11 protein-coding genes are annotated in these 11,202 nt (G+C 58.1%); 1 reads left to right on the forward strand and 10 read right to left on the reverse strand.

Going from position 1 to position 11,202, the window contains the following annotated elements:
• The first annotated feature begins 4 nt into the window (after positions 1–4).
• The gene (locus K6118_RS07425; RefSeq protein WP_247119605.1) at positions 5–1,141 is read left to right on the forward strand and encodes a carbon-nitrogen hydrolase family protein; all 1,137 of its coding nucleotides are present in this window, start codon (positions 5–7) and stop codon (positions 1,139–1,141) included.
• Positions 1,142–1,148: 7 nt separating this feature from the next.
• Here the strand turns inward: K6118_RS07425 and cutA are convergent, their stop codons facing one another.
• From cutA to K6118_RS07475, 10 genes are all read right to left on the reverse strand, one after another.
• Positions 1,149–1,514 carry a divalent-cation tolerance protein CutA gene (gene cutA, locus K6118_RS07430; protein WP_247119606.1) on the reverse strand — a complete coding sequence of 122 codons (366 nt, stop codon included), beginning with the start codon at positions 1,512–1,514 and terminating at the stop codon, positions 1,149–1,151.
• The gene (locus K6118_RS07435; protein ID WP_247119607.1) at positions 1,514–2,488 is read right to left on the reverse strand and encodes a COX15/CtaA family protein; all 975 of its coding nucleotides are present in this window, start codon (positions 2,486–2,488) and stop codon (positions 1,514–1,516) included. The genes cutA and K6118_RS07435 overlap by 1 nt, the downstream gene beginning before the upstream one ends.
• 127 nt (positions 2,489–2,615) lie before the next feature.
• Positions 2,616–3,377: an ABC transporter permease gene (locus K6118_RS07440; protein WP_247119608.1), complete on the reverse strand. Its 762-nt coding sequence runs from the start codon at positions 3,375–3,377 to the stop codon at positions 2,616–2,618.
• Complete coding sequence (locus tag K6118_RS07445; RefSeq protein WP_247119609.1) at positions 3,374–4,090, reverse strand: ABC transporter ATP-binding protein; 717 nt, start codon at positions 4,088–4,090, stop codon at positions 3,374–3,376. The genes K6118_RS07440 and K6118_RS07445 overlap by 4 nt, the downstream gene beginning before the upstream one ends.
• Positions 4,090–5,055, reverse strand: a complete 966-nt coding sequence (locus tag K6118_RS07450; protein ID WP_247119610.1) for an ABC transporter substrate-binding protein — start codon at positions 5,053–5,055, stop codon at positions 4,090–4,092. Before K6118_RS07450 ends, K6118_RS07445 begins: the two co-directional genes overlap by 1 nt.
• Positions 5,056–5,101: 46 nt before the next feature.
• Entirely contained in the window at positions 5,102–6,550 is a 1,449-nt protein-coding gene (der, locus tag K6118_RS07455) for a ribosome biogenesis GTPase Der (RefSeq protein ID WP_247119611.1), read from the reverse strand.
• 27 nt (positions 6,551–6,577) lie between these two features.
• Positions 6,578–7,930 carry a PQQ-like beta-propeller repeat protein gene (locus tag K6118_RS07460; RefSeq protein ID WP_247119612.1) on the reverse strand — a complete coding sequence of 451 codons (1,353 nt, stop codon included), beginning with the start codon at positions 7,928–7,930 and terminating at the stop codon, positions 6,578–6,580.
• A complete protein-coding gene (locus K6118_RS07465; protein ID WP_247119613.1) occupies positions 7,927–8,679 on the reverse strand; it encodes a tetratricopeptide repeat protein in 753 nt (250 codons plus the stop codon). Before K6118_RS07465 ends, K6118_RS07460 begins: the two co-directional genes overlap by 4 nt.
• A gap of 176 nt (positions 8,680–8,855) precedes the next feature.
• Positions 8,856–9,707 carry a 3-methyl-2-oxobutanoate hydroxymethyltransferase gene (gene panB, locus K6118_RS07470; protein WP_247119614.1) on the reverse strand — a complete coding sequence of 284 codons (852 nt, stop codon included), beginning with the start codon at positions 9,705–9,707 and terminating at the stop codon, positions 8,856–8,858.
• A gap of 141 nt (positions 9,708–9,848) precedes the next feature.
• Positions 9,849–11,180 (reverse strand): alpha/beta hydrolase family protein, encoded by a 1,332-nt coding sequence (locus K6118_RS07475; protein ID WP_247119615.1) that lies wholly within the window; start codon positions 11,178–11,180, stop codon positions 9,849–9,851.
• Positions 11,181–11,202: the final 22 nt, after the last annotated feature.

The raw sequence follows: 11,202 nt of genomic DNA on the forward strand, positions 1-11,202 counted from the left end.
CGCCATGCGGCATAAGAAAAAGCTGATAACGCTGGCGGTAGCTGCGGCTGCCGCCTTCTGGCTGTTCTGGCCGGGTTTCAGCCCCGACCTCAGCACCCCGCCTAGCCTTAAGATTACAGCAAGTGCGAGCTTCGGCTCAGATACCGGCGGCGGCAACGTTGTCGGGATCGAACCGTATATGGTGCCGCTAGACTATGCGACCCCAGCGCGTTTCAAGGCCAAACTGGCTGGCTATTTCGATGCGGCGAAAACCAAAGGCTGGTTCGGTGAGGGGACCGTGGTGTTGCTACCGGAACACCTGGGGACATGGCTGATCGCCGCCGACAGCAAAAGCCGAGTACTCGAGGCAGATGATCTTTCAAGTGCCATGCTCCCGCTTATCACTGCACACCCCTTAGATTTCTTAAAAGACTACTTTATATTTAACGATCAAGATATTGTATCTGCATCTTTATTCAGAACATACGCCAAGAAAATAGCAGATGCGCAGCTCAGCGTTTTCAGCGCTCTCGCGCGTGAGTATCACGTCACGATCGTCGCCGGTTCTGCCGCACAGATGACGGCAGGCATTTATGATGACGGCCTTACCTATGGCCATGGCCCCATTTTCAATGCGAGTTTTGTCTTTGGGCCTGATGGTGAACCGATTGATGACGCTGTCCGCAAGGTCCACCCCATACCGTCTGAAACAGGCTTTATCACCCCGTGGCCGCAGGATGCCGGTCAACCAACCTTCCCGCTTTCCCGGCACCGGTTCGGCGTCATGATATGCGCCGATAGCTGGTTTGAAGGCGTGGCCCGTCCCCTCAAGAACGCTGGGGCTGACGTTCTCCTGGTTCCTGCCTTCCTACAGGGGACGACATGGTCTTCCCCCTGGCGCGGTTATCTGAATGATTCCCCGAAGGACAAAGACTGGCGCACTGACGTCGGACGCCTCAATGAAGGCGAAGCCTGGGTCAAGTATGCCCTACCCGGCCAGGCCGCCACCCTGGGTATCCAGAACGGCATGACAGTGTTCCTGAAAGGGGATCTGTGGGGCCTGAAAGGCGACGGTAGGGCCTTGATTTTAGAAGACGGCACGCTTCATGTCGGCGCCGACACGAAAGACGGCGCCGCACTCTATAATTTGTGGCTGAACTGACCCCGGCCTAGTGGCCGTGGGTTTCGTGGATTTCAGCGTTGACCTGCTGTCGTATCCAGGAAAGATAATCCGGGTTGCCGTCAATGATCGGCATCGCCGTGATGCACGGAACATCATAGCTGTGCAATTGCTTGATCCGTGCAACCGCAGCTTCCACCTTATCCCGCGTCGTTTTCATGAAGATTGTGACTTCGTTGTCCAGCCGGATCAGACCATCCCATTCATAGATGGAGCGCGTCCCTGTGTTGACGTTGGCGCAGGCGACCAGACGCTCTTTCACCAGGGAGGTCGCCATATGGACCCCCACGTCTTCATTTTCCGCCATCACATAAAGGGTAACAAATTCGCTGTCGTTATTATTTTCGGTTGCCACTATCGGGCCTCCCCTCGCCGTTGTTTATGCATTAGATTTATAAGCGTCACCAAAAGCAGCACGCCGCCGGCCTGGTGCGCGGTGCCCCAACTTACGGGGACATCCTTTAATAGCATGGTGATGCCAAGGACCATTTGCAAGATCACGGCACCAAGGACGAGGTTTGCCGCTGACCGAACAGCAACCGAGGCCTGACGGGACCGCCAGAAAATCACGAGTACCAGCGTCGTCAACAGATAGGCTCCCAGGCGGTGATCGAACTGGACCGTAATGGCGTTATCCAGCAGGTTGCGCCACCAGGGGTCCATCAGCATCATGTCCTCAGGCACGAAGCCTGTGCCCATCAGCGGCCATGTATTGAAGATATGGCCAGCTTTAAGTCCCGCGACCAACGCCCCCATGACGAGCTGAAGCGCCAACACCAGCATGGCTGTGTGCGTAAGCGGCTTCAATGCCTTCGGAGCGGCGGCAGGGCGTGGGTTCAGGAGCGACAGCGCCGTCCACAGCATGGCTGACAGGATAAAGAGCGCGAGCGACAGGTGCGCGGCAAGCCGGTAATGACTGACGGCCGGTTCGTTCACGAGGCCGGAGGCGACCATATACCAGCCAAGCGCCCCCTGAGCTCCACCTAGGAAGAAAAGCGTTACCAGCTTTGGCTTATAGCCGGGCGGCACCTGTTTCTTCACCCAGAACCACAGAAGCCCAGCCAGGAAGAACAGGCCGATCAACCGCCCAAGCAGCCGGTGTGCCCACTCCCAGTAGAAGATGCCCTTGAAGTCCTCCAGGCTCATGCCGAGGTTCTTGAGCTTATATTCCGGGCTTTGCTGGTATTTGGCGAACTCGTCCTGCCAGTCCGCTGTAGTGATCGGCGGGATAGCACCGGTCACAGGTTTCCATTCAACGATCGACAGGCCGGATTCGGTCAGCCGGGTTGCGCCGCCCACCACCACCATGGCGAAAACCATGAAAGCCATGAACAAAAGCCAATAGGCTACAGCGCGACGATTTTTATCATGGGTCTGGAACATCATGGCAGTTTGCTAGCGCGGTTGACGGCGCCGGGCAAGCGATAATCTTGTCGCAGCAAGGGGGATGACAGTTTCAGCGCATCCTCCGCTTCAGGACCAGCCATTCAACCAGGGCGAAACCGTAAAAGATCATGACCCCCATCAGGCTCAGAAGCACGAGTCCGGCGAACATTTTCTCCACCTGGAGCCTGTTCCCAGCTTCGAGGATGCGCCAGGCAAGCCCTGTCGCCCCGCCTGAGCCCGCGACAAATTCCGCGACCACTGCCCCGATCAGTGCCAACCCACCGCTGACCTTGAGGCTCGCCAGCAGGTACGGCATCGCCGTCGGCCAGGAAAGCCGCCAGAAGCGCTGCCACGGCGTGGCGCGGTATAGGCGGAACAGATCGTGCAGGTTGCGGTCCGTGGCTCGGAGGCCCGCCGACATATTGGTGAGGATTGGAAAGAAAGCCGCGAGCCAGGCAATGATGACCAGCGCGCGCTCCACATGGTCGATCCCGACCCAGATGAGTACAAGGGGCGCAACTGAGACAATCGGCGTGACCTGCAGCACCACAGCGAAGGGATAGACGGTCATCTCGAAGGTTCGGCTCAGGCTGAACATTAAGGCCAGCAGGACACCGCTGAGAACTGCGAAAAATAAGGCCATGAGCGTCACCTTGAGCGTGGCAAGTGCCGCAGTCATCAGCCCGGCCCAGTCAGACAGCAAGGCGTGCAGAACGGCGATGGGCCCTGGCAGCACAAATTTTGAAACGCCCGTCCAAACCACGGCGAAATGCCAACCGACAAGCAGGAGCGATAAAGCCAGGAGTGGCAGGAAAATGGCTTTCACCTTCATGCGCCGCCCTCCAACAAAGTGCCGATCCGTTCAACGGCCTTCATGAAAGGCACGGATGCCCGCTGGGCAGTGGGGGACAGGCTGCGGTCAAGGCCTGGGGTCACTTCCCCTGCGATACGGCCTTCGCGCATCACCAGCACCCGGTCAGACAGATATGCTGCCTCAAACAGGCTGTGGGTCACGAACAGGCAGCCCCAGCCCTTACTGGCCGTCAGATCCAGAAGAAGCTGGTTCATCTGGAAGCGCAGGATTTCATCAAGCGCCGCGAAGGGCTCATCCATCAGCATCAGGGTCGGGGCCGCAACCAGTGCCCGCGCGAGGGAGACACGCATCCTCTGACCGCCTGAAAGCGTTTCCGGATAACGGCTTGCAAAATCGGCGAGACCGACAGCCTCAAGCGCAGAGGCAACCGCAGCAGCGTCCTTTTTGTGGGCAAGGCTCAAGGGTAAAGAGACATTGTCGGCAACCGTCGCCCAGGGCATCAAAGCAGCCTCCTGGAAAACGAAGCCGATATGGTCCCCACCCTCTTCCCGGACAATCTGGCCAGAGGATGGGGTCATCAGGCCCGCAACCAGGCGCAGCACGGTCGATTTACCACAGCCTGAGGGGCCGAGAAGCGACACGACTTCCCCGGCTTTCAGGCTGAACTCAATATGGTTGAGGACCGGCCCTGAGCCCGGATAGGAAAAACCCAGCCCGCTGACGGACAGCATCAATCGGCCTTCCCGTTTTGGGGCAAGAGGTCGAGCCGGTATGCTTTTTTGACATCCAGCCCTTTGGCGACAATGCCAAGGCCGGACATTTCAGAGTAGAACCGCTGCCAACGGGCATCGCTCATTACCCCAACCTTGTCCCGGTCCCCTAACATGGCATTCTCAAGCATGGCTTTGCGAGCATAGGCGATCAGGCCGGGGGTCATTTCCGGGTTATCCTTCAGGATAAGCGCATTGCCAGCGGACGGATCACCCCAGATATAATCCTGCCAGCCATGGATACTGGCTTTTACAAACGCCCGGACAGCCGCTTCATGTGCTTGGAGATATTCCCCCCGCACCATGACCATGCCGGCATACCCGGGGTAGCCAGCATCTGCGAACAGGAACACTTTGGGCTTCACGCCTGCCTTTTCCGCCGAATAAGGTTCGGACGACAGGTAGCCTTCCTGTACGCTGTTCTTGTTCACAAGCCAAGGGGCGAGCGAGTAGCTGTATTTCCGAATCTGCCGGTTGTCATAGCCGAATTTCGTCTGCAGCCACGGCCAGAAGGTGGCGATGGCGCTGTCGGATATGAAAATCGGCATCCCCTTGAGATCGGACAGGCTTTTCGCCGGCACCTCAGGATGCACCATCAGGACCTGCGGGTCTTTCTGGAAGCTGGTCATCACCACCTTCACATCCGCCCCAGCGGCAAGCAGGTTTATCGGTTGGAAACTATTGGAGGCCATGCCGATATTGATGGCACCGGCAGCCATAAGCCGTGGTAGGTCCGTTTGCGGCCCGCCTGGACGAATGCGCACATCCAGCCCTTCGGCTTTGTAATAGCCTTTGGCGAGCGCCTCATAGAAACCGCCATGTTCGGCCTGGGCCTTCCAGTCGGTCGCAAAGCTAATGGCAGTATCGGCCGCAGCGGGTGCTGCAGCCGTCAAGATCAGCGATAAGAAGACCAAGAAACGTTTCATACTCCCGACTATAGGAGCCTTGAGAGAAAGCTCAATCGCCTTGGTGCTATTTCTTCTTGCGCCTGCGCCCTTCATAGGGGTTTTCGCCCTTCTTCATCACGAAACGGAGCGGCACGCCCGGTAGGTTGAAGTCGTGCCGAAGCTCGTTTTCCAGATAACGGACATAGCTGTCCGGCAGGTTTTCCGGCCGGTTACAGAACAGCATAAAGGTTGGCGGACGCGCCTTGATCTGCGCGCCATAGCGGATTTTGGTGCGCTTGCCACCCGACGACGGTGCCGGGTGCTTTTCCATGGCATCCGCGAGCCAGCGGTTGAAGGCTGCGGTCGGAATACGGGCGTTCCAGATTTCATAGGCCTCGGCTACAGCCGGCATCAGGCGCTGAACACCCTGCCCCGTGAGCGCCGAGAAATTGATGACCTTGACGCCCTTCAATTGCGGCAGGCTGCGCGTGAGCGTATCCTTGAGCTGGCGGGTAACCTCAAGCCGGTCATCCACCGCATCCCATTTGTTGAGCGCTATCACCAGCGCCCGGCCTTCGCTGACCACCTTTTCGGCGATCCGGAGATCCTGGCGCTCGATGCCGAGTTCAGCATCCAGAAGCAGCACGACCACCTCGGCGAACTGAACAGCGCGCATGGTGTCCGCGACCGAGAGCTTTTCGAGCTTTTCATTGATGCGGGCCCGTTTACGAAGCCCGGCGGTATCAAACAGTTTAACCGGCAGGTCGTTCCATTCCCAGTCAACGGCGATTGAATCGCGCGTAAGACCGGCTTCAGGCCCGGTGATCATACGGTCTTCGCCGACCAGCATGTTGATGAGCGTGGATTTACCGGCATTCGGGCGCCCGACGATGGCGAGACGCAGCGGCCGGATTTCCTCATCTTCATCCTCGGGGTCGACATATTCATAGTCCATGTCGCCTTCGGTGGGGCCGTGATCCTTGTCCTTACCCTCGCGAACCTCGTCTTCGTCGAGGTCTTCATAGGGGTCGATACCCTTTTCCTTCAACGCTTCGACGATGGCACCATACAGCTCACCCAAGCCTTCGCCATGCTCGGCAGACAGGCCGATAGGCTCGCCCAGGCCAAGCGTATAGGCCTCATAGATGCCGTCGACAACCGCAGAGCCTTCGCACTTGTTGGCCACCAGGATAACCGATGTATTGCTGCGGCGGAGCCATTTGGCGAAATGCTCATCGGCCGGTGTCACACCGGCGCGCGCGTCATACATCATGACGGTCACGTCGGCATCTTCGACAGCGCGCTGGGTTTGCTGGCGCATCCGGTCCGAAAGCGATCCGGCTTCACCTTCCTCAAGCCCGGCCGTATCGATCAGGCTGAACTGGAGGTCGGCAATACGGCCCTCGGCCTCGCGCCGGTCGCGGGTGACGCCCGGCGTATCATCGACAATAGCGATCTTCCGCCCAACCAAACGGTTGAACAGGGTCGATTTGCCGACATTGGGACGGCCAACAATGGCAAGCGTAAAACTCATTTATCAATGGTCCTGAAAGGCGGCCTATCAGCGATAAGCCACCAGTTCACCTTCTGTTGTCAGCGTGATGAAGGTGCCATCCACGACGATCGGATCAGTTACGGACCCGGCCGGCATCTTAACACCGCTCAGCACTTTCCCGGTATAGGGCGACACGCTCAAGAGATAGCCGTGCGAACTGGTGACAAGCAATCTGTCACCGGCCAGGATCGGGCCATTCCACTTAACGAGGTCACGGCGCTTTTCCTGGTTCTCAAACCGCTGAAGTTGGGTAACCCAGCGGATACGGCCGTCGCCTAGTGCCACACAGATGACCTGGGCGTCAATAGTGGTGATAAAAGCGAAGTTGCCGGCAACGGCAGGGGTGTTGACACCAGCGATGTCAGCTTCCCACGACCGTTCGCCCGAACGCATGTCGATTGCGACCATCCGGCCGGCATGGCTGATGGCGTAAACCTTGCCATTGTCGATAACCGGGCTCGCGTCGATGTCGGACAGCGTGGCCAGCGGGGTCAGGCGGCGTGAGCTTGACAGCGCATCCTGCCAAAGCGTCCGGCCGTTAGCACCGCGAAGGGCGATAAGTTCACCCGACGACAGGGCTTCGATGACCGTATGACCATCATAGGCTGGGCTTGCAGCACCAAGCATACCGGCGGTTTCGGCGATACCGACCTGGTCCCACAAATGTTCACCGTTCTCGGCGTTCAGGCCGATCATCTGGTTATCATGGGTGACGGCGAAAACCTTGTCTGCCGCCACGGTCGGTGCACCGCGGAACGGCACCATACCCTTATAGCGCCAGATTTCCCGGCCTGTCTTGGCGTCGAGGGCCACGAGGATGCCATAGCCCGAGGTTACGAACACACGGCCATTGGCATAGGCGACACCGCCGCCGTAGCCAACTTTGCTGTGTTCATCCGGGTTCCGGACTTCTGCGTGCCAAAGCTTCCGGCCATCCTTGAGCGAAACGGCCGTTACATCGCCTTTAACGTCAACCGCGAAAACACGGCCATCCGCAGCCACCGGGCCGCTAATGATGCGCTGATATTTCTGGTCACCCGGACCGATGTTACGGCGCCATGCCAGCGAAATATGATCAGCGATTGCCAGATGCTGGACAGAGTGGAGCGTATTGCCGCCAACCTGCGCCCAGTTATGGTTGCGGTACGGTTTCGGCAGAACGACGGGCACATCCGCCAGCGCGTGGTCAGCGTTCAAGGTCTGGGTCGAGCTCAGGATCGAAATCCGCTCACGACCGCCGTCATCATATTTACCCTTGGGTTTATGATTTGTATTGAACATGCCACAGGCGGACAGGGCAAAAGCCGCCGTCAGCGTCACGCCGATGCGGACACCGGATTTCAGGACCGAACGGGTCATTTAGACGGCTCCTTGCTGTCTGTTTTATCGCCGGTGTCCTTCTGGGCTTCCGGAGCTTTATCATTTGCCTCAGTTTCCTTCGCAGGCATCCGCGCTTCGATATAGCTACGCAATTCGTTGGCCCGTGCCTTGATCGACTGCGGGGTTTCCGCGTCATCGGCCAAAAGGCTGATCTTGTCATGCGCTGCCTTGAGGTGGCCCTGCTGAAGATCGATCAGCGCCAGCTGTTCCTGCGCGCTGAAGTACCAGGCATTGCCCTTAACGGCGACAAGCGACAGACGACTGCGGGCGTCATCCAGGTTCTTGCCTTTTCCAGCCTGCAACAGGCCGGACTGAAGTTCCGCCAGGTCACGCAGGCTTTGGTCAACGCTATCGTCGGCGATGACATTGTCATACGCCTTCAGGGCCGAGGCAACATCGCCCTTATCCTCAGCAGCCTTCGCCAAGCGCATTTCCGCGAGCGCGTGATAGCCGCCCTTGAGCTTCGGCAAGGCCCCCTGCCAGACCTTCAGGACATCCGCCCCGTCAGTACCAGCAGACTCGGCTGCTTTCGAAAAGGTTGTGGAAAAGCCCTCTTCGCGCGTTTTTACCTGATACTGGTAAAGCTCCCGGCCCGCCACGACGATAACAATCGCCGCCGCCGTACCGAAAACATATTTGCGGTAGGTTTTCCAAAGTTTGTGCATCCGCTCGCGGCGCACTTCCTCATCAACTTCCTGAGTCAGAAGATCGGAATGAAGGTCCGACACACCATACTCCCCAGACAAAGCCGCCGGCCACACAAGGCCAAGCGGCGCCAATAATCTATCATTGTTCGGACAATCCGCCCAAATTCGCGGCTACCATAGCCAAAGCCGGCCACAGAAGCAAACCCGAACACACACGCAAACACATCAAGGGAATGTGGTGAATTTTCGGCAGGCTGTCAGCTATTCGCGCCGCGCATCTTATAGGTATGTTCTTCAGCAGGAAAAGCGCGGCATCGGACTTCACCGGCATAGGCGCCGATAGCCTCCTCAATGGCGGCTCCAAGCTCCATATAGCGCTTGACGAATTTGGGGTTAATGGCAAAGAGGCCAAGCATGTCCTCCGTCACCAAAATCTGGCCATCACAAGCGTTCGAGGCCCCAATGCCGATGATCGGCACATCCACTTCTTCCGTCACTTTGCGGGCAAGCGGCTCAGCAACGCCTTCAAGAACAACGGCAAAAGCGCCAGCTTCCGCGATGGCTTTGGCATCCTCGATAATCGGCTGCCATTCATCGACAGAACGCCCGCGAGCCCCATAGCCGCCGTGCGCGTGCACGGATTGCGGCATCAGGCCGACATGGCCCAGAACCGGGATACCCCGGTGTGCGAGGAAGCGGACAGTTTCCGCCATCTCGATACCACCTTCCAGCTTCACAGCCCCCGCCCCGGTTTCCGACAGCATGCGCGCCGCATTCCGGAATGCCTGCTCCTTCGTTTCCTCGTAAGAGCCAAACGGCATGTCGATGACCACAAGCGCTTGTTTCGCCCCCCGGCAGACAGCACGGCCATGGCGGATCATGGTGTCGACATCGACACCAAGGGTCGAATCCATGCCATACAGCACCATGCCCACACTGTCGCCCACCAGAAGTAGATCGCAGTGCTTGTCGAGCCGCGCCGCCATCGGCGTGATATAAGCTGTCAGGCACACGATCGGTGTGCTGCCTTTCATCGCACGGATATTCTTCGCGGTTTGCTGGCGCTTGGGACGCGCGTCAATGGCAGTGTCTTTGGGGGTCGTAGACATAACGGCCTCTCCTTCCAGGAAACAGGAAAGTGACCCATACTGGGTGACTTGGCCAAGATATAGTGCGCTGCAGCAGAAAAAGCAAAAGCCATAGACGGAAAGTGATGTCGCCGGGCAAGCTCGTCGAAGACGAAACCCACATCAGCGGGGTGGCGCAACAACACTTTTCCCGTAACGCCCGCTCAGGTGACCGGTGAGTATATAGTCACGCATCATGGCATAATAGCCGTCTGAATTGCGGGTGGACAGGCGCTCGCCATCGGCTGTGGTCTCATACTCATAGATACCATGTTCAGCTTTCGGAAAAACTGCCGTAACGATTGGCTTGCCGCCCTGCACCAGACGGTCCAGTCGGCGCAACGTTTCTGCATAGGGCGCGTCCCGATCCTCAGCTCCGAACACCCAGAGCTGTGGCGTCTCAAGCTTATGCAGAACCGGGAGCGGATCATAGTCAAGGTTGACCCCGCGGAGCAGTTCCGGGCCGATTTTGCGCAGCTTGGCTTCCGGTGTTTTGAGGATGAACCAGGTCACGTCCCCCCGCACATTCTTGAACCATGGTTCGGCACGGTATTTGGCCTGTACGGCGGCAAGCGCCTTGTATCCCGCCTGAAATTTGCTGGTGAGAATGGCTGCCGTGGCATCCGCGACCTCCATCGCCTTCTGCATGACGTCTGGGCCATAGCCATGGTTGGTCATGTTGAGGGCAATCGCTTCCCTGTCTTCCGCCAAGGGTGAAACCGCAAGACCAAAGCTGACAACGATAAAATCAACCGGTGTCAAAGTAGCGGCCAGAGGAGCAACCCAACCGCCCTGACTGCCCGCCTGAAAGCCGACACGGCCGACACGGCTACCGGCCAGGGTTCGCACCTCAGCTACCGCGGCGACGGCATCTCGGGCAAGCAGGGTATAGTCTTGCGTATACTCACCGCCCGAAGCGCCGGTCCCACGCTTGTCGTAGACAAAGACACCAATACCGTCCGATGGAAATAGGCGCTGGAGCGAATAATACTGAAGCGCAGACATCCGTTCCGCACCATGAACCAACACAACAATGGGAACAGGCCCTCGCCCCTTAGGCAATACTAGTCGGCCCGCAAGCGGAACATCCCCAGCACCGGCAAATGTGACATTCTGGATATCGAAAATATCCCGCTTTCCCGAGACACCGTTAAAGGTTATGCGACCCTGGCTGCAACTGCCGAACGACACATGTATACCATCCGGTCTGCCGGCCCAGCCTAGCGTGCTAGACCAGCTGCCGTCAGCCTCCCGCGTCAATTTACCTGATGTTCCATTCTTGAGGCGCCAGCGCAGGTGTCCTGCATCCGCAGGGTCGATGTCAACGTCACGACCATCCGATAAGTGATAGAGCCCAACCCTGCACGGTTCAGTGAGCGTGTCTGCATAAGCGGCATATCCGCCAAGAAAAGCGGATATAGCGGCCAGAGAGGTCGCCAAAATCTTGATTTTCATAGGTTATCCTCGTGTCTTAGGC

It is taken from the genome of Kordiimonas marina (assembly GCF_023006325.1).
Lineage (GTDB): Bacteria > Pseudomonadota > Alphaproteobacteria > Sphingomonadales > Kordiimonadaceae > Kordiimonas > Kordiimonas marina.

Coding starts and splice junctions, on each gene's coding strand:
- K6118_RS07445 (WP_247119609.1), bottom strand. CDS start 4,090: ATGCTGTCCGTCAGCGGGCTGGGTTTTTCCTATCCGGGCTCAGGGCCG.
- K6118_RS07475 (WP_247119615.1), bottom strand. CDS start 11,180: ATGAAAATCAAGATTTTGGCGACCTCTCTGGCCGCTATATCCGCTTTT.
- der (WP_247119611.1), bottom strand. CDS start 6,550: ATGAGTTTTACGCTTGCCATTGTTGGCCGTCCCAATGTCGGCAAATCG.
- K6118_RS07440 (WP_247119608.1), bottom strand. CDS start 3,377: ATGAAGGTGAAAGCCATTTTCCTGCCACTCCTGGCTTTATCGCTCCTG.
- K6118_RS07460 (WP_247119612.1), bottom strand. CDS start 7,930: ATGACCCGTTCGGTCCTGAAATCCGGTGTCCGCATCGGCGTGACGCTG.
- panB (WP_247119614.1), bottom strand. CDS start 9,707: ATGTCTACGACCCCCAAAGACACTGCCATTGACGCGCGTCCCAAGCGC.
- K6118_RS07450 (WP_247119610.1), bottom strand. CDS start 5,055: ATGAAACGTTTCTTGGTCTTCTTATCGCTGATCTTGACGGCTGCAGCA.
- K6118_RS07425 (WP_247119605.1), top strand. CDS start 5: ATGCGGCATAAGAAAAAGCTGATAACGCTGGCGGTAGCTGCGGCTGCC.
- K6118_RS07435 (WP_247119607.1), bottom strand. CDS start 2,488: ATGGCTTTCATGGTTTTCGCCATGGTGGTGGTGGGCGGCGCAACCCGG.